At 72.3% G+C, this 17,771-nt stretch carries 18 protein-coding genes; 8 read left to right on the top strand and 10 right to left on the bottom strand.

Going from position 1 to position 17,771, the window contains the following annotated elements; genetic code table 11:
• The first annotated feature begins 334 nt into the window (after nt 1–334).
• A complete protein-coding gene (locus ACZ5TL_RS17410; protein ID WP_468590645.1) occupies nt 335–1,018 on the top strand; it encodes a TetR/AcrR family transcriptional regulator in 684 nt (227 codons plus the stop codon).
• A 54-nt stretch (nt 1,019–1,072) separates the two neighbouring features.
• On the opposite strand, the gene ACZ5TL_RS17415 is transcribed toward ACZ5TL_RS17410, so the two are convergent.
• Nucleotides 1,073–2,053, bottom strand: a complete 981-nt coding sequence (locus ACZ5TL_RS17415; RefSeq protein ID WP_468590646.1) for a helix-turn-helix transcriptional regulator — start codon at nt 2,051–2,053, stop codon at nt 1,073–1,075.
• A 62-nt stretch (nt 2,054–2,115) separates the two neighbouring features.
• Between ACZ5TL_RS17415 and ACZ5TL_RS17420 the strand changes: the two genes are divergently transcribed.
• The 6 genes from ACZ5TL_RS17420 to ACZ5TL_RS17445 all read left to right on the top strand — a co-directional run bounded on the left by ACZ5TL_RS17420 (nt 2,116) and on the right by ACZ5TL_RS17445 (nt 8,021).
• Nucleotides 2,116–3,621 carry an MFS transporter gene (locus tag ACZ5TL_RS17420; protein ID WP_468590647.1) on the top strand — a complete coding sequence of 502 codons (1,506 nt, stop codon included), beginning with the start codon at nt 2,116–2,118 and terminating at the stop codon, nt 3,619–3,621.
• A 169-nt stretch (nt 3,622–3,790) separates the two neighbouring features.
• A complete protein-coding gene (locus tag ACZ5TL_RS17425) occupies nt 3,791–4,552 on the top strand; it encodes a DeoR/GlpR family DNA-binding transcription regulator (RefSeq protein ID WP_468590648.1) in 762 nt (253 codons plus the stop codon).
• Nucleotides 4,549–5,496, top strand: a complete 948-nt coding sequence (gene pfkB, locus ACZ5TL_RS17430; RefSeq protein WP_468590649.1) for a 1-phosphofructokinase — start codon at nt 4,549–4,551, stop codon at nt 5,494–5,496. The genes ACZ5TL_RS17425 and pfkB overlap by 4 nt, the downstream gene beginning before the upstream one ends.
• On the top strand, nt 5,493–5,627 hold the full coding sequence (locus ACZ5TL_RS17435) for a hypothetical protein (protein ID WP_468590650.1): 135 nt from the start codon (nt 5,493–5,495) through the stop codon (nt 5,625–5,627). Before pfkB ends, ACZ5TL_RS17435 begins: the two co-directional genes overlap by 4 nt.
• A 10-nt stretch (nt 5,628–5,637) precedes the next feature.
• Entirely contained in the window at nt 5,638–7,710 is a 2,073-nt protein-coding gene (locus ACZ5TL_RS17440; RefSeq protein ID WP_468590651.1) for a PTS fructose transporter subunit IIABC, read from the top strand.
• A gap of 155 nt (nt 7,711–7,865) precedes the next feature.
• Nucleotides 7,866–8,021: a hypothetical protein gene (locus ACZ5TL_RS17445; RefSeq protein ID WP_468590653.1), complete on the top strand. Its 156-nt coding sequence runs from the start codon at nt 7,866–7,868 to the stop codon at nt 8,019–8,021.
• Here ACZ5TL_RS17445 and ACZ5TL_RS17450 read toward each other — a convergent pair.
• The 3 genes from ACZ5TL_RS17450 to ACZ5TL_RS17460 all read right to left on the bottom strand — a co-directional run bounded on the left by ACZ5TL_RS17450 (nt 8,018) and on the right by ACZ5TL_RS17460 (nt 11,350).
• Nucleotides 8,018–8,761, bottom strand: coding sequence for a DUF6227 family protein (locus ACZ5TL_RS17450; RefSeq protein WP_468590655.1), 744 nt, complete (start codon nt 8,759–8,761; stop codon nt 8,018–8,020). The two genes, ACZ5TL_RS17445 and ACZ5TL_RS17450, sit on opposite strands and share 4 nt — an antisense overlap.
• Before the next feature lie 178 nt (nt 8,762–8,939).
• Nucleotides 8,940–10,157, bottom strand: coding sequence for a L,D-transpeptidase (locus ACZ5TL_RS17455; protein WP_468590657.1), 1,218 nt, complete (start codon nt 10,155–10,157; stop codon nt 8,940–8,942).
• Nucleotides 10,158–10,321: 164 nt separating this feature from the next.
• Entirely contained in the window at nt 10,322–11,350 is a 1,029-nt protein-coding gene (locus ACZ5TL_RS17460) for a P1 family peptidase (protein WP_468590659.1), read from the bottom strand.
• Between the two features lie 254 nt (nt 11,351–11,604).
• Here ACZ5TL_RS17460 and ACZ5TL_RS17465 point away from each other — a divergent pair, with 254 nt between their 5' ends.
• On the top strand, nt 11,605–11,784 hold the full coding sequence (locus ACZ5TL_RS17465) for a hypothetical protein (protein WP_468590661.1): 180 nt from the start codon (nt 11,605–11,607) through the stop codon (nt 11,782–11,784).
• Nucleotides 11,785–11,890: 106 nt separating this feature from the next.
• Here the strand turns inward: ACZ5TL_RS17465 and mscL are convergent, their stop codons facing one another.
• The 6 genes from mscL to ACZ5TL_RS17495 all read right to left on the bottom strand — a co-directional run bounded on the left by mscL (nt 11,891) and on the right by ACZ5TL_RS17495 (nt 17,668).
• The gene (gene mscL / locus ACZ5TL_RS17470) at nt 11,891–12,349 is read right to left on the bottom strand and encodes a large conductance mechanosensitive channel protein MscL (RefSeq protein WP_468590663.1); all 459 of its coding nucleotides are present in this window, start codon (nt 12,347–12,349) and stop codon (nt 11,891–11,893) included.
• Between the two features lie 147 nt (nt 12,350–12,496).
• A complete protein-coding gene (locus ACZ5TL_RS17475; protein ID WP_468590664.1) occupies nt 12,497–13,039 on the bottom strand; it encodes a hypothetical protein in 543 nt (180 codons plus the stop codon).
• Between the two features lie 175 nt (nt 13,040–13,214).
• Entirely contained in the window at nt 13,215–14,057 is an 843-nt protein-coding gene (locus ACZ5TL_RS17480) for an S-methyl-5'-thioadenosine phosphorylase (RefSeq protein WP_468590665.1), read from the bottom strand.
• A 77-nt stretch (nt 14,058–14,134) separates the two neighbouring features.
• Nucleotides 14,135–14,449, bottom strand: coding sequence for an FmdB family zinc ribbon protein (locus ACZ5TL_RS17485; protein ID WP_468590666.1), 315 nt, complete (start codon nt 14,447–14,449; stop codon nt 14,135–14,137).
• A gap of 67 nt (nt 14,450–14,516) precedes the next feature.
• Nucleotides 14,517–15,827 carry an MFS transporter gene (locus tag ACZ5TL_RS17490; protein ID WP_468590667.1) on the bottom strand — a complete coding sequence of 437 codons (1,311 nt, stop codon included), beginning with the start codon at nt 15,825–15,827 and terminating at the stop codon, nt 14,517–14,519.
• Between the two features lie 266 nt (nt 15,828–16,093).
• Nucleotides 16,094–17,668 carry a potassium/proton antiporter gene (locus ACZ5TL_RS17495; RefSeq protein ID WP_468590669.1) on the bottom strand — a complete coding sequence of 525 codons (1,575 nt, stop codon included), beginning with the start codon at nt 17,666–17,668 and terminating at the stop codon, nt 16,094–16,096.
• Nucleotides 17,669–17,771 lie beyond the last annotated feature (103 nt).

Genomic DNA, 17,771 nt, shown 5'->3' on the forward strand with positions numbered 1-17,771 from the left:
GCGTGCGCCGGGTGGCGAAAGACCGCGCAAACATGGCGTTGTAACGCCGCTTCGATCCGCGGGGCGAAGGGAACAAGACTTCTGGGTCCACCAGTTCGGGCCCGGACCCACGCCCCCACGACCCCCAGAGCCACGTCCCGTCGCACTCCCCCCGGCGCCGGGACGTTCCCAAGGCCGGGCTTCGGCGTCCTTCCCCCCGGACGCCGGGGCCCGGCTCTCCTCCTGCCCGCCGGCTTCGCCGGAAGGACCGTTGGAGGGCGGGTCACCCCGTACCTGAACCACGGGGTGGCCCGCCAGATGGCAGATTGTGTCACATGGGCATAGCCTGCCGGGCGTGAGCAGTACCACCCCCACTCCGCCTCCGTCCTCGCTGACCGAGCGGCGGAAGGCCGAGACACGCATGGAGATCGCCCGGGCGGCGGCCGGCCTCTTCTTACGGCACGGCCTGCGCGCCACCCGCGCCGAGGACATCGCCCAGGCCGCCGGCATCGCCCCGCGCACCTTCTACCGGTACTTCGCCACCAAGGAGGAGGCCGTCGCCCCGCTCTACGCGGCCGGCTCCCAGCGCTGGGTGGAGGCGGTCCGTGCAGCCCCCGACGACGCGAGCGTGCTCCAGGCCCTGGAAGAGGGGGTTCGCCACACCCTCACCCCGGGCGTCGGCGTCTCGGCGACCTCCTGGGAGTGGGTCCGCACGCTCCTGCGCCTGGCCGAAGCGAACCCGTCCCTGCGCAGGGTGTGGGCGGAGGTGTGCCAGGCGTCGGAGCGGACGCTCGGAGAGGTGCTCGCGGCGCGGGTGACACGTGCCGGTTCCGCCGGGCGTCCCGCGGGGCCGGGCGGCGCGGACAACGTTGCCGCCGACCCCGGACTGCGCTTCGCCGCCGCCGTCGCCAGTGCCGCCGTGCGGGCCGCGCTGGAGGCGTGGGCGGAAGGGGACGGACCCGCAGGGGGCCCGGGGAGCCCGGCGGAACTCGCCCTGCGCAACCTCGCGGCACTGCGGGACTTCCCCTGGCACCCGTGACGTTCCCCTGGCACCCGTGACGCGAAGGCCTCACGCGGGGCCGGTGCCGAGGCCTCACGCGGGCCCGGTGCCGCCCCGCGCCGCCCTGGTCAGCCGTGCCCCCAACTCCCTTACGGCCGTAACCAGTTCCTCCGGCTGGTGCACCACGAAGTCACACTCCAGCATCGCCAGCCGGAACGCCACCCACTCGACCGCGTCGCCGACGGTCCCGCGCAGCCGGCAACTGCCGTCGTCCAACGGCTCGGGTGTGCCCAGCCACTGAGGCACCCGCGCGGCGACGAAGGTGGCCGGTGCGGCGAGGGTGACGTCGAAGTCGTAGGTCCGCTGCCCCCGCTGCATCGACCGCCGCAGGTACTCCGCCGCGCTGCCCGTGGGCAGTTCGCGTGGCACGAACCGCGCCCCGGTGGCGAACGGCTCGCTGACCCGGTCGACGCGGAACGTGCGCCAGTCGTCCCGGTCGATGTCGTACGCCACCAGGTACCAGCGGCGTCCGGTCGAGACCAGCCGGTACGGCTCCGTCAGGCGCCGCGACCCGGTGCCGTCCGCGGCCCGGTAGGCGAACCGCAGCCGCTCGTGCCCGGCCACCGTCGAGGCCATCACGGTCAGGGTCTCGGGCGCGATGCTCGGACCGTCCCCGCTGGTCAGCGGCGTGGTCGCGGTCTGGAGGGTGGTCACGCGGTGGCGGAGCCGGCCCGGCAGCACCTGCTCCAGCTTGGCCAGCGCCCGCACCGACGCCTCGTCCAGGCCCTCCACCGCGTGGCCCGCCCCGGCGCGCAGCCCCACCGCGATGGCCACGGCCTCCTCGTCGTCGAGCACGAGGGGTGGCATGGCCTTGCCCGCGACCAGCCGGTAGCCGCCGTCGGAGCCCTTGGTCGCCTGCACGGGATAGCCGAGCTCGCGCAGCCGGTCGATGTCCCGCCGGACCGTGCGGCGGGAGACCCCGAGCCGGCCGGCGAGCTCGCCGCCGGGCCATTCGCGGGGCGTCTGGAGGAGGGAGAGGAGCGTCAGCAGCCTGGCCGGAGTGTCCGTCGTCATGCCGATGAGGATCCCGCACCAGTAGGACACGAACTGACCTATTGGGCCTCTAGGTTCTCTCCATGACCTCCACCGACACCACCCTCGGCACGGCCGGCGGTGGGACCGACCGCCGCCGCTGGTTCGCCCTCGCGATCGTGATGACCGCGGCTTTCATGGACCTCGTCGACGTCACGATCGTCAACATCGCCATACCGTCGATCCAGCGGGAGGAGGGCGCGTCCTTCGGCCAGATCCAGTGGATCACCGCCGGTTACGCCCTCGCCTTCGCCGCCGGGCTGATCACCGGCGGGCGGCTCGGCGACATCCACGGCCGCAAGCGGGTCTTCCTCACCGGAATCGGCGGCTTCACCCTCGCCTCCGCCCTGTGCGGCCTCGCGGTCAACCCGGAGATGCTGGTCGCCGCCCGCTTCCTGCAGGGCGGCACGGCGGCGCTGATGGTGCCCCAGGTGCTGTCGATCGTGCACGCGACCTTCCCGGCGCACGAGCGGGGCAAGGTGTTCGGCCTGTTCGGCGCGGTCGTCGGCCTCGGGGCCGTGTCCGGTCCGCTGCTCGGCGCGCTGCTGACCGAGTGGAACCTGTTCGGGTGGGGGTGGCGCTCGATCTTCCTGATCAACCTGCCCGTCGGTGTCGCCGGCCTGGTCCTCGGCAGCCGCTTCATCACCGAGTCCAGGGCGCCGCGGGCCCTGAAGCTGGACCTGGTCGGTGTCGCCCTCGTGACGCTGGGGCTGCTGATGCTGCTCTACCCGCTCATCCGCGGCCGCGAGCTGGGCTGGCCGGTGTGGGGATACGTCTCGATGGCCGGCGCGCCCGTCGTCCTCGCGGCGCTGGTGGCGTACGAGAGGCGGAAGGCCGTGCGGGACGGCTCCCCGCTGGTCGAGCTGTCGCTGTTCCGGGTCAAGAGCTTCGCGGCCGGGATCGCCGTCCAGACCGTCTTCGGGGTCGGGCTCGGTGTGTTCTTCCTGGTGTGGACGCTGTACATGCAGGCCGGGCTGGACTGGAGCCCGCTGAAGGCCGGGCTGACCGGGGTGCCGTTCTCGATCGCCGTGTCCGTGGCCGCGGGGATGTCGGTGCAGATGCTGGTCCCGCGTTTTGGGCGCAAGGTGCTCCAGGCGGGCGCGCTGGTGATGGCGGCCGGGGTCCTGCTCTACATCTGGGAGTCCGCGCACTACGGCCTCAGCATCGCTCCCTGGCAGATGGCTCTCCCGCTCGTCGTGATGGGCGTGGGGATGGGTCTGATCGTCGCGCCGCTGACCGACGCGATCCTGTCCGAGGTGCCGCGCGAGCACGCCGGTTCGGCGTCTGGGCTGATCAACACCGTGCAGCAGATGGGCAACGCGCTGGGGCTCGGGCTGGTGTCGGTGGTCTTCTTCGGCACGATCTCCGACCACCTGCGCCCGGAGCAGGTCGGTCCGGCCTTCGCGGACGCCTTCCGGAACGCGCTGGGCTGGGTGGCCGCGGTGATGGGCGCCATCTTCCTGCTGATGTTCGCGCTGCCCGAGCGGCCGGCCCAGCACGTCGAGGGCGAGCAGCCGCCGGTGGAGGACGAGGAGCCGGTGCTGGTCTGAGCGTGGGGACGGGCCCGGTACCTCGTCGCAGGTGCCGGGCCCAGCTGCGTTTCTGAATCGGTATTTCTGATCATGCCCGATTGAGTCCGAACCTGTTTACTTCCCGGACATCTCGGCGTAGCCTCCCGCTGAAACCACACGTTCGGGCATGAGGCGGAGGTGAACAGACATGTACGCACCGGAGCGGCAGCAGGAGATCCTCCGGCTCGCCCGTGACGGCGGCCGCGTGGATGTCGTGTCGCTGGCCGAGGAGTTCCAGGTGACGGCGGAGACGATCCGCCGCGATCTGAAGGCCCTCGACCGTGCCGGACTGGTCCGCCGGGTGCACGGAGGGGCCATCCCCGTCGGGCGCCTCGACTTCGAGCCGGACCTCGCCGAGCGTGAGACGACGGCCGCCGACGAGAAGGACCGCATCGCCAAGGCGGCCCTCGCGGAACTGCCGGGCGAGGGCACGATGATCCTCGACGCCGGTACGACGGTCGCCAAGGTGGCCGCGGCCCTCCCGCTGGAGGCCTCCCTCACCGTGGTCACCCACAGCCTGCCCATCGCGGCCCGCCTCGCCGACCACCCCGGCATCCAGCTCCACCTCATCGGGGGGCGCGTACGGCACCGCACGCGCGCCGCCGTGGACGCCTGGGCGCTCAGGGCGTACGGCGAGATCCGCGCCGACGTGCTGTTCGTGGCCGCCAACGGCTTCTCCGCCGAGCACGGCCTGACCACCCCCGACCTCGCCGAGGCCGCCGTGAAGCGCGCGGCCGTCGCCGCCGCCCGCCGCGTGGTGCTGCTCGCCGACTCCTCCAAGCACGGCCAGGAGCACTTCGCCCGCTTCGGCGACCTGAGCGATGCGGACCTGCTGATCACCGACAGCGGGCTGAGCCCCGAAGACACCGTCGCCATCGAGCGCGGCGGCACGGAAGTAGTGCGCGCATGATCCTCACCGTCACCCCCAACCCGTCCCTGGACCGCACCTACGAGGTGCCGTCCCTCGACCGCGGCGAGGTCATCCGCGCCACCGGCGAGCGGATGGACCCGGGCGGCAAGGGCGTGAACGTCTCCCGCGCGGTCGCGGCGGCCGGACAGCGCACGGTGGCGGTCCTGCCCCTGGGCGGCGCCCCGGGCGCCCTCGTCGCCGACCTGCTCGACAAGCAGGGCATCGAGGTCGCGCCGGTCCCGGTCGCCGGGGCCACCCGCTCCAACATCGCCCTCGCCGAGTCCGACGGCGTGCTGACGAAGATCAACGCGCCCGGTCCGGAACTGTCCGGGGCCGAGCGGGAACTGCTCCTGGAGACCGTACGGCAGCAGTCCCGCGACGCCTCCTGGATCGCCTGCTGCGGCAGCCTCCCGCGCGGCCTCGCCCTCTCCTGGTACGCCGATCTGGTCGCCCGCACGCACGCCGCCGGGGCCCGGATCGCCCTGGACACCTCCGGTCCCGCCCTGCTCGCGGCCCTGCGCGAGCGGCCCGACGTGGTCAAGCCCAACGCCGAGGAACTCGCGGAGGCCGTCGGCCGCCCCCTCGCCACCGTCGGCGACGCCGTGAAGGCCGCCGAGGAACTGCGCCAGATGGGTGCCCGGGCCGTGCTCGCCAGCCTCGGCGCCGACGGGCAGCTGCTGGTGTCCGACGAGGGTGCCTGGTTCGGCAGCGCCCGGGTGGCCGCCGTCCGCAGCAACGTGGGCGCCGGCGACTCCTCCCTCGCCGGCTTCCTGATCGCCGGCGGCAGCGGCCCCGAGGCCCTCGCCTCCGCGGTCGCCCACGGCGCGGCGGCCGTCCAGCTGCCCGGCAGCGTGATGCCGACGCCGGGCGACCTGGACCCGGCAGCGGTGACGGTCACGGCCGAGGTCCCGGCGGACCGTGTGCTGAAGGAGCCGGTGTCATGACCTACGACGAGCAGCGCGGACCCATCCGCGAGCGGCGGGACTCCCCGTTACGCCCCGCCTTCACCCCCGTCACCCCCCGCACCCCCGTCCCCCTCCCGCCCACCTCACCGACCGGGCGATACGCGTGCTAAGGAGCCCGCGATGAGCGACATGATCACGGCGGAGCTGGTCGACCTCGACCTGTCCGCCGACACCAAGGAAGCGGCGGCGCGTGCCCTCGCCGAGCGCATGGTGGCCCTGGGCCGGGTGACCGACCTCGACGGCTTCCTCGCCGACGTGGCCGCCCGCGAGGCCCAGATGCCGACCGGCCTCGACGGCGGCATCGGCATCCCGCACTGCCGCAGCGAGCACGTCACCGAGCCGACGCTCGCCTTCGGCCGCAGCGCGGCCGGCATCGACTTCGGTGCCGCGGACGGACCCGCCGACCTGATCTTCCTGATCGCCGCGCCGGCCGGCGCCGACGACGCCCATCTGACGATCCTGTCGTCGCTGGCCCGGCAGCTGATGAACAGCGAGTTCACCGACGCCCTGCGCGCGGTGGGCGACCCGGCGGCCGCTGCCGCGCTGATCCGCGGCGACGAGGCTGCCGAGTCCGCCGCGGCCTCCGAGGCCGGCTCCGAAGACCCCGTGGCGTCGGCGGGAGCGGCCTCTCCCGCCGCCGCCACGGTCACCGATGACGCCGCCTCCGAGGGCGGGGAGCCCGGGGAGCGCGGAGAGCGCCCCTTCCGGGTCGTCGCCGTCACCTCCTGCCCCACCGGCATCGCCCACACCTACATGGCGGCCGAGTCGCTGGAGAACGCCGGCCGTGAGGCGGGCGTCGAGGTCACCGTCGAGCCCCAGGGCTCGGCCGGCTTCACCCGGCTCGCCCCGGAGGTCATCGCCGCGGCGGACGCCGTGATCTTCGCCCACGACGTGCCCGTACGGGAGAAGGAGCGTTTCGCCGGCAAGCCGACCGTCGACGTCGGCGTGAAGGCGGGCATCAACCGCCCCGCGGAACTCATCGCCGAGGTCCGCGAGAAGGCCGCCCGCGGTGAGGTCACCTCCGGGTCCGCCCCGGCCACCCCGGTGGAGCGCTCCGGCGACTCCGGCGAGGGCTACGGCACCAAGCTGCGCAAGTGGCTGATGTCCGGCGTCAGTTACATGGTGCCGTTCGTCGCGGCGGGCGGTCTGCTGATCGCCCTCGGCTTCGCGATCGGCGGCTACAGGATCGACAAGGCCCCGTCGGTGATGGAGCAGTTCGCGTGGATGCAGGCCGACAGCTGGGCGGCCCTGCTCTTCCAGATCGGCGGCGTGGCCTTCGGGTTCCTGGTCCCGGTCCTGGCCGGCTACATCGCCTACGGCATGGCGGACCGGCCCGGTCTCGTCCCCGGGTTCGTCGGCGGCATGATCGCGCTCAACATCAACGCGGGCTTCCTCGGCGGTCTCGCCGCCGGTCTGATCGCCGGTGGCGTGGTGATGGCGATCCAGAAGGTGAACATCCCGGCGGCGCTGCGCGGCATCATGCCGGTGGTGGTGATCCCGCTGATCTCCTCGGCGATCGTCGGGTTCCTGATGTTCGTCGTCATCGGCAAGCCCATCGCCCAGGCCCAGAAGGGCATGACCGACTGGCTGAACGGCCTGTCCGGCAGCAACGCGATCCTGCTCGGCGCGCTCCTCGGCCTGATGATGTGCTTCGACCTCGGCGGCCCCGTCAACAAGGTCGCCTACACCTTCGCCACCGCCGGTATCGCGGTCGCCAGCCCCAGCGACTCCGCGATGAAGATCATGGCCGCGGTGATGGCCGCCGGCATGGTCCCGCCCCTGGCGATGGCCCTCGCGACGACCGTGCGCGGCAAGCTCTTCACCCAGACCGAGCGCGAGAACGGCAAGGCCGCCTGGGTGCTCGGCGCATCCTTCATCTCCGAGGGCGCGATCCCCTTCGCCGCGGCCGACCCGCTGCGTGTCATCCCGGCCTCCATGGCGGGCGGCGCGATCACCGGCGCCCTGTCGATGGCCTTCGGCGCCACCCTGCGCGCCCCGCACGGCGGCATCTTCGTGGTCCCGCTGATCGGCAACCCGTTCCTCTACCTGGTCGCCATCGCCGCGGGTGTCTGTGTCACCACGGCCCTGGTGATCGTCCTCAAGGGTCTGCGCAAGCCGGCCCCGGGCGCCGCACCGGCCTCCGGCGAGGGCACCGCCGCCCAGGCGTCGGCGAAGCAGCCGGTGGCGGCGTAGGGCGCACGGCAGCCGGTGGCGGAGCAGGGCTCAAGGCCCGCGGGTGCGGGGTTCGCCCCTTTCGGGGCGTGTGAGCCGTTCATGCCACCTGCGAGATAGATCACGAAAATCACGGCCCGGGACCGAAGTCCCGGGCCGTGGTGTCTACTGGGCGTATGCCCGAGTACGTCTCCGGATGGCCCGAAGGCCACCCTCTCCCCGCCCTCCCGCAGCAGCGGCAGACGGGCCCCCGGTCGGAGTCCGTGGAACTGACCTGCGAGGAGAGAGACGCCTTCGCCGAGCTGGTGCGTCAACTCGGCGGCAGAAGCTAGTGCTGCGCCGCCCGACGCTCCATCGCCTCACGTGCCGCGTCCTCGCTGACGTACACCTCGCACATGTGCCGCCCGTCCGGCGTCGCCGTGTGCTCGACCTCCCAGAGGGAGACCTCCTCGCCGTCGCGCAGCAGGAACGCGTGCTCGTAGAGCGAGAAGCCCAGCCCCGCTCTTCCCGCGCGGCAGGGGCGGCCGAAGGCCTGGGTGATCTGGTGGCCGGACGCCGTGGCCAGCAGGGCCGCCGTGTCCGCGCCCGGCCGGTCGGTGTTCTCCGCCCGGCGCAGTAATCGGCGCGCGTGGTCCGCCGAGTCCTCCGCCGCGTAGGCGTGCCGGAGCGTGGGGGCCGGGGACAACTGCACCGTCACCGGCAGTTCGAAGTCGGGCGTGTCCGGCGGCAGCGGCAGCCGCGCGGTCGCGGCGCGCAGCTCCTCCTCGTCGACGTACACCTCGTGCTGCGGTTCGCCGCCCGGCACGGTGTTGTGGACGAGCTCCCAGAGCGTCAGCGCCGAACCGTCGGCGAGCAGCCAGGTGTGCCGGTACGTCTCCCGGTGCAGGCCCGCGCTGTGATGCGCGGAGTGCAGCGAACCGTCGTGCGCCAGCGCGCAGTCCAGCAGTCTTATCGTCTCGTCCGGCAACTCGAAGGAGTTCAGGGCACGGCCGAGGAGTCGCGCGAGGTGCTCCTCCGGAGACTCGGGCGAGTCATGGGGTTCGTACGCTGCCGTCTCGTACGGAACGCTCAAGGTTTCTCCCGGCGTTGCTGCATGTCACCTTGTGAGTGCATACCGTAGCCCCTCGGTCGGACATCATGTCCGGGAACCGAGAAAACGTACGTCCGGGAAAACGCGCGGGCCGCGCGAAAAGTTCCCGCGCGGCCCGGTCGGTCCGTCAAAAACCCCAGTTGGGGCGAGCTCCAGAGTGTCAGGAGGCGCTGCCCGCGACCCACTGACTCCACGCCATGTTCCAGCCGTTGAGCCCGTTGTCCGGCGTCACCGTCTTGTCGGGGGAGTTCTTGACGATCACCACGTCCCCGATGAGGGAGTTGTCGTAGAACCACTTGGCGGGCGTACTGCCCCCGGCTCCCCGGACGTCGGCGAGTCCGACGCAGCCGTGGCTGGTGCCCTGGCGGCCGAAGGGCGGGTTGCCCCTGCTGTACCAGTAGTTGCCGTGGATGAACGTGCCCGACGTCGTCAGGCGCATCGCGTGCGGCACGTCCGGGATGTCGTACTCGCCGCCCAGCCCGACCGTCCGGCTGTTCATCCGGGTCTGCACGAACTTCTCGGAGATCACCATCTGCCCGTTGTACGTGGTGTGCTCCGGGCTGCCCGCCGAGATCGGCATCGTCTTGACGGTCCGGCCGTCCCGGACGACCGTCATGGTCTGCGTGCCGGCGTCGACCGTGGAGACCTGCGAGCGCCCGACGGTGAAGGTGACCGTCTTCTTCTGCACGCCGTAGACGCCGTTCGCGCCCTCGACCCCGTCCAGGTCGATCTTCATGGTGACCTTGGAGCCGGCCTTCCAGTACTCCTCGGGCCGGAAGTCGAGCCGCTGTCCGTTGAACCAGTGTCCGACCACCTTCTGCCCGCTGCTGGAGGTGACCGTGATGTGCGACTGCACGGCCTTGCGGTCCGAAATGGCCTTGTCGAAGGTGAACGACACCGGCATGCCCACACCGACCGTCGTGCCGTTGTCCGGCGTGTACGTCCCGATGAAGCTGTTGGAGGACGTCACAGTCGTGAAGATCGAGTTGGCCGCGGCCGTCCGGCCGTCCGCGTCCTTGGCGGTCGCCGATATCCGGTACTTCGTCCCCCGCTCCAACTGCTCCTTCGGCTTCCACGCCTTGCCGTCGGCGGAGACCGCGCCCGCGACGGTCTGACCACTGCCCGCGACCGTCATCCTCACCTCGGTCAGCTTGCCGTCGCTGACCTTCACGCCGGTCCTGTTGATGGACGCGCCGGTCGAGCCGTCCTTCGCCGAGATGGCGATCTTCGCGACGGACGTCTTGGTGCCGTCCGTACCGCCCTTCTCGTCGTCCTTGGCGTTGGCGCTGCCTCCGCAGGCGGTGAGCGTCAGGGCGCCGACCACCAGGGCGGCACAGGCCCCCAGTACGCGCCGCGCTGCAATGTCCGGCGTTGTCACGGGCTGCTCCCAGTTCATGTGATGTGCGTGGTCCGCTCCAGTACGTGAGGGAAGAGGGGCCGGGTGGCCGGCCGGGTTCCGTCCGTGCGAGGTGAAGGCCATCGCGTGACAGAACCGCGACAAAGTCCGGCTCCGGTGTGAATCGCGGTGCGTGGCGGGCCCGTTCAGCGGCCCGCGTACAACTCCTCGTACGACGGCCACGCTCCGCCCGGGCCGTCCACCGACTCCGCCGCCCGCACGGCCCGCACGATCGCCCGGGTCACCACGTCCGCGCCCGCCGCGAGGACCTCGTTGAGGGCGAGCGGGTTTCCGGCGTCCAGGGCGTGGTCGCCCGTCGCCAGCGCGAACACCGTGTCCCCGTCGTTGAGCAGATGCACCGGCCGCACCGCGCGGGCGATGCCGTCGTGCGCCGTGCCCGCCAGCTTCTGCGCCTGCGCCTTGGACAGGTCCGCGTCCGTGGCGACCACCGCGAGCGTGGTGTTGAGCGGGGGAGGCGCGCTCCGCGCGGCCGTCTCGGCGAGCCGCCGCCGCGCCGCCGCGTGGACCTCCACCGCCGGGTACTCCACCCGCCCCTGGAACAACTCCCCGTACAACACCCCCGTTTCCGGGTCCACCGTCGACCCCGCCGCGTTGGCCACCACCAGGGCCGCCACCGTGACTCCCGAGTCGAGCACCGTGCTCGCGCTGCCGACACCGCCCTTCACGACCCCGGTCACCGCGCCCGTACCGGCACCCACGCACCCCTGCGGTACCGGTGTGCCGGGCCCGCTCGCCGCCGCCGCCTCGACCGCGGCACGGCCGGTGGCCGCGTCCGGCCGGGCCCGGAAGTCGCCGCCCCGCCCCAGATCGAAGACACAGGCGGCGGGCACCACCGGCACGACCTGCGCCGGATCCACCCCGACACGGATCCCGCGCCCCTGCTCCTCCAGCCAGGCCATCACCCCCGACGCCGCGTCCAGCCCGTACGCGCTGCCGCCGGTCAGCACGATCGCCTCGACCTTCCGCACCACGTTGCGCGGGTCCAGCGCGTCCGTCTCCTTGGTGCCGGGCCCACCGCCCCGCACATCCACGGCCGCCACGGCCCCGCCCTCCGGGGCGAGCACGACCGTGGTGCCGGTGAGCCAACCGTCGCCGGTGCGGGTCGCGTGCCCCACGCGCAGGCTGGAGACATCCGTCAGAGCGTCAACTGTCATGGAGCCCAGTCTCGTCCAGCCGTCGGCACCGGCGGGCGCATTACGGCGGTGTGCGCGACCGGCCTGCCAGGGCGGCGTCTCTCAGGTGACCGGCCCGCCCGCCGCGGCGGCGTCTCTCACGTGACCGGCTTGCCCGCCCGCCGGGCGGCGCCTTCCGCCTGGCCGGCCTTGTCGACCGGGGGAGCGGGGCCGGGTCTTGATTCCCAGCGCGGCAGACGGCGCGGGGATTCTCTCCGCGACCGTACCCTGGACGCATGAGCACCGCCCCCGAACCCGAGCCGCGCGAGCCGAAGCCCGCGCTGGTCTTCGACGACCCGCTCGACCAGCAGTCCTCCGATGACACCGATTGCGGCTGGGGCGAGCGCACCGGCTCCGGCGGGAGCGCGGCGGACCTCAAGCGCTTCCTGGACGAGAAGCCGCCCCACCACATGTGAGCCGGACTGCTCCACCCCCTGTGAGGCAGACCGTCCCACCCCCTGTGAGCCGGACCGCCCCACCATCCGCGAGCCGGACCGCCCCACACCTTCCGAAGCAGCCGCGCTACGGCCGGTCGTGCCCCGAGCCGCGCTGTGCGATCAGGGCGTCCCGGATCTCCTTCAGCACCTCCAGCTCGGTCACCTCCATGACCTCCTGCGTGCTCTCCTTCGCCTTCCGGCGCGCCTCCATCCGGGCCAGGTACTTCGCCATGGGCAGGACCATCAGGAAGTAGACGACCGCCGCGGTGATCACGAAGCTCAGGGTGGCGCCGAGGACGGAGCCCCACAGGATCTGGATGCCCTGTTCGCCCCGGCAGGTCGCGCTCAGACACGCGCTGTAGTGGTCGAGGTTCTTGGTCCCGATGGCACCGACGACCGGGTTGATGATCCCCTTCACCACCGCGTTGACGATGTTGGTGAAGGCGGCACCGATCACCACCGCCACCGCCAGATCGACGACGTTCCCGCGCATCAGGAAGGCCTTGAAGCCCTCCCAGAGACTCGGTTCCTTCTTCTCGCTCACCCCGGGGCCTTTCCTCGTACGAGCAGCTTGTGGAACAAAACGCTCCGCAACCTACGTCAAGGCGGGGCCGAACCGGGCACCTGGGTCCCTCGAACGAGAGCCTTGACGGAACCGCACGCGTCACCGCGCACGTGACCTCCGCGGACCTCACCACAGCGTCACCGCCAACCGTCCCGTGGTGCTCGCCCCGGCCAGCCGGGCGGCGGTGTCCCGCGGCACCGAGAGCACGACCAGCGCCCCGCTGTCGCCGGCGCCCGCCACGGCCTCGGGAACCTTCGCGACCCTGGCCCCGCGCGCGACCACCCGGGCGTCCCCGCCCGCCACCGTCTCCGCGGCGGCGATGACGTCGACCCTGTCCCCGGGCCGCAGCAGCCCCACGGTGGCCGCGTCGGCGATCCGGACCGGAGCCGTCACCGCCCCGGCGGCACCGCGCGTCCGCGCGGACTGCTCCCCGGACACCGAGGCCGGGTGCGCGGGAGGCCGGGCCCGGGGATGGCCACGGGCCCCCTCGGCGTCACGCGGTCCCGCCGCCACGAGCGCGGTCGCGGTGACCGCCAGCCCGACGGCCAGGGCCCGCCGCCGGTGCCGGACGAGCCGGCCGGACCGGCCTCCTCCGCGTACCCGTACCGGATCGAACCGGGGCACCTCGCGGGTCGCGGGCACCTCCGCTCCGGGGGGACCCGGGGGCATGGACCACGAGGGAGACGAAGACCGAGCGAGAGACACGGAGACCACCACCTGCGACGAGGGACCGGCTTGCGCTCCCCACGATGAGGCTTCGCACCACCGCCCGCTCAGGCCTGTGGACGTACCGCCGCCCTGGGGACAACTCCCTCACCCGAACGGCGACTTCCGGTCCTGCCGCCTACGGCAGCGCGAATCCCGGATCCATCCCTCCCAGCGCACTCACACACAGGCAGTCCCGCTCGCCCTCCGCCGGCAACCCGGCCACCGCGTCGAACAGCACCCCGCGCAGCCGGTCCACATTCGCCGCGAACACCCGCAGCACCTCGTCGTGCGAGACGCCCTCCCCGGTCTCCGCCCCCGCGTCGAGGTCGGTGACCAGGGTGAAGGACGTGTAGCAGAGCTCCAGCTCGCGGGCGAGTGCCGCCTCGGGGTGGCCGGTCATGCCCACCACGGACCAGCCCTGCGCCTGGTGCCACAACGATTCCGCACGGGTCGAGAAGCGGGGCCCCTCGACCACGACCAGGGTGCCGCCGTCCACCGGCTCCCAGTCCCGGCCGCGCGCCGCCTTCAGCGCCACGGCCCGCCCGGTGGGGCAGTAGGGGTCGGCCAGCGACACGTGCACGACGTTCGGCACCGAACCGTCGGGCAGCGGCAGCCCGTCGAAGTAGGTGTTCGCGCGGGACTTGGTGCGGTCGACCAGCTGGTCCGGCACCAGCAGCGTCCCCGGCCCGTACTGGGGGCGCAGTCCGCCCACGGCACACGGGGCGAGGACCTGGCGCACGCCGGCCGACCGCAGCGCCCACAGGTTGGCCCGGTAGTTGATCCGGTGCGGCGGCAGATGGTGGCCCCGTCCGTGCCGCGGCAGGAAGGCGACCTTCCGGCCGGCGACCTCGCCGAGGAAGAGGGAGTCGCTGGGCGGCCCGTAGGGGGTCTCGACCTGGATCTCGCTCACGTCGTCGAGGAACGAGTAGAAGCCGGAGCCGCCGATCACGCCGATCTCTGCGTTCGCCTTGTTCGCCATGTGCGCACCCTAACCGCACGCGGAAACGCGGAGGACCCCGTCGCCCGAAGGCGACAGGGTCCCGTAAGAATCAGGCCTTACGCGGCGGTGGTGCTGCTGCTGGAGGAGCTGCCGGTGCTCGACGACGAGCTGGAACCGGAGCTCGACGAGCCGGAGTCCGAGGAAGACGAGGAGGAGCTCGACGACTTCGACGCCGGGGAGCTGCTCGACGAGGAGCCGCGGCTGTCGTTCCGGTAGAAGCCGGAGCCCTTGAAGACGATGCCGACGGCCGAGAACACCTTCTTCAGGCGGCCCTGGCAGCCGGGGCAGTCGGTGAGCGCGTCGTCGGTGAACTTCTGCACCGCCTCGAGGCCCTCGCCGCACTCGGTGCACTGGTACTGGTAGGTCGGCACTGTCTTCCTCCTGGCACTCTCACTCGATGAGTGCTAACGACGGTCCATAGTGACGTATTCCGGCCGCTCAGTCCACTGCCACCGGCACGCGGTGACCCACGCCACGTGCGACGGTCCGGCCGTGAACCCTCGGCAGCAGCCGGGAACGCAGGGCCAGCAGGGTCGCCAGGGCGATCACCGTGCCCCCCATCGGCACCAGGAACCCGGCACCGCCCCAGAGGCGGTCCTCCAGCTGACCGGCGACCGTGACGGCGGCGGCCTGGCCCAGTGCCACCGCACCGGTCAGCCAGGTGAAGGCCTCGGTGCGGGCGCCGGACGGGACCAGGCTCTCGACCAGGGTGTAGCCGGTGATCAGGGCGGGCGCGATGCACATGCCGACCAGCAGTCCGAGGCCGGCGAGGACCGGCACCGAGTGGGCGGCCCACAGGCCGGACGCGGTGAGGGCGAGCGCGGTGTAGCCGATGACCAGGCGCTTCTGCGGGGCCGCCCGCCAGGCGATCGCGCCGCAGACGAGGCCGGAGAGCATGTTGCCCGCGGCGAAGGTGCCGTAGAGGACGCCGTTCAGGCCCGGCTCGCCGATCGACTCGGTGAACGCGGCCAGGGAGACCTGCATGCCGCCGAAGACGGTGCCGATGCCCAGGAAGATCACGATCAGCACGCGTACCCCGGGGACGCGCAGTGCCGAGACGTGCTCCACGCGCGCGTGCCCGCCGCCGGAGACCGAGGGCTGGGTGCTCTTCTGCGCGGCGAACAGCAGGCCGCCGACCAGGGTCAGCGAGGCCTCCGTGACCAGTCCGGCGGCCGGGTCGACGGCCGTGCACAGGGCGGTGGCCAGCAGCGGCCCGACGACGAAGGTCAGTTCGTCCGTGACGGACTCGAAGGCCGCCGCGGTCGTCATCAGGGGCGAGTCCTTGAGCTTCACACCCCAGCGGGCCCGCACCATGGGCCCGACCTGCGGCACCGAGGCACCGGTGGGGACGGCCGCCACGAACACCGCCCACAGGGGTGCGTCCATGAGCGCCAGCGCGGTCAGCGTCAGCCCGGACAGGGCGTGCAGCAGCACCCCGGGGACCAGCACGGCACGCTGCCCGTAGCGGTCGGCGAGGCGGCCGCTGTAGGGCGCGAACAGGGCCATGGAGACACCGGTGACGGCCGCGGCGGCGCCCGCCGCCCCGTAGGAGCCGGTGGTGTGCTGCACCAGCAGCACGATGGAGATCGTCAGCATCGCGAACGGCTGGCGTGCCGCGAAGCCGGGGAGCAGGAACGTCCAGGCGCCGCGGGTGCGCAGCAGCCGGCCGTATCCCGGGCGGGCGGAGGATGCCGGGTGCTCCGAGGTCTTCGGGTCCTTCGGCTTCTCCGAGGTGACCGTGGACTCCACGGCCCGTGCCTTTCTGCCGCCTGGTAGCGCGGCCCGGTCAGGGGGCGGCGCCGAGAGCTGTCCTCTTGCGCGGAACTGCGGTAGATGCCGGGGCCCGGTGAGGAGGGGTGTCCCGACCGCCATACGGTCGCGCCAGCTCTGCGTCAGGCAGAGTTGGTTCGATCTGGGTAACGCCTTCATCGTACAGGGATCATGGGGGGCGTGCCTGTGAAAGTGAGCACCATGGGGCGGCTCACCTTACAAACGGGAACGGTCCACAAGGGCCGTCAAGGGCTCGCCGCCCCGTCCGTCCCCAGCCACCCCGCCAGCTTGCCGCCGTGCCCCACCGCCCGCAGCCGGCGCTCGGTCGCGTCCCGGACGGGGTCCGTGGCGACGACGAGGAGCTCGTCTCCCCGCTGCAATATCGTCGTCGGCAGCGGCACGAAGGACTCGCCCTGCCGCACGATGAGCGTCACGGCGGCACCGTGCGGCAGGCGCAGTTCGGCCACCTCCACGCCGTGCATCTTCGATCCGCCCGGGATCGCCACGGACAGCAGATGCCCGCGCAGCCGCTCCAGCGGGGCCGACTCGATGCCGAGGTCGGCGGCCTCCGAACCGTCACCGAGGTGCAGCTTGCGGCCCAGCCAGGGCAGCGTCGGCCCTTGGACGAGGGTGTAGACGACGACCAGGATGAAGACCATGTTGAAGATCCGGCGGCTGGCGTCCAGGCCCGCCACCATGGGGATCGTCGCCAGGATGATGGGCACGGCCCCGCGCAGGCCCGCCCAGGACATCAGGGCCTGCTCCTGCCACGGCACCCGGAACGGCGACAGGCAGAACACCACGCTCAGCGGACGCGCCACCATCGTCAGCACCAGCCCGATGACCAGCGCGGGCACGAAGTCGGCGCCCAGCTCGTGCGGGGTGACCAGCAGGCCGAGCAGGACGAACATGCCGATCTGGGCCATCCAGCCCAGCCCGTCGGCGAACCCGCGCGTGGCCGGCCAGTGCGGCAGCCGCGCGTTGCCCATGACCATCGCGGCGAGATACACCGCGAGGAAGCCGCTGCCGTGGGCCAGCGCGCCCGCCGCGTACGCCACCACGGCGATCGCCATCACGGCGATCGGATAGAGGCCGGACGCGGGCAGCGCCACGTGCCTGAGGCCCAGGGAGCCCAGCCAGCCCACCGCGAGCCCGATGGCCGCGCCGATGGCCAGCTCCAGCAGGATCACGCCCAGGAGCACGTACCACTGGTCCACCGGCCCGGCCGTGGACAGGGACACCACGAGGATGACCACGGGGGCGTCGTTGAAGCCGGACTCCGCCTCCAGCGTGCCCGTCACGCGCGCGGGCAGCGGGATCTTGCGCAGCACGGAGAACACGGCCGCCGCGTCGGTCGAGGAGACGACCGCCCCGATGATGAGCGCCTGCCGCCATTCCAGCCCGATCAGGTAGTGCGCGGCCGTGGCCGTGATCCCGACGCTCACCGCCACACCCGCCAGCGCCAGCACGGTGGCGGCCGGCAGGGCCGGCTTGATCTCCTTCCACTTCGTGCCCAGGCCGCCCTCGGCCAGGATCACGACCAGCGCCGCGTACCCGATGACCTGGGTCAGCTCGGCGTTGTCGAAGTGGATGTCCCCGATGCCGTCCTGGCCCATCGCGACGCCGATGCCCAGGTACACGAGCAGGCTGGGGAGCCCGCTGCGCGAGGAGATCCGTACCGCTGCGACGGCGACGAGCAGGACGAGCGAGCAGACGAGCAGGAGCTGGTTGAGGTGGTGAACAGTCAGCGGCCGATTCCTTCCCTGGCCCGCACGCACGCGCGTGGGCTCACGTACATCGCACATGAAGCTGTGGCGCATCGCGCCGACTACTTCGTTACCTTACCTAACTCTTGACGATTTCTTGACGTTCGAGAGGGCAAGATCGAACGTCCGTCCGTGCCGGTTCCCGACTCCGCGTCAA

This window comes from Streptomyces sp. NPDC033136 (genome assembly GCF_055578235.1).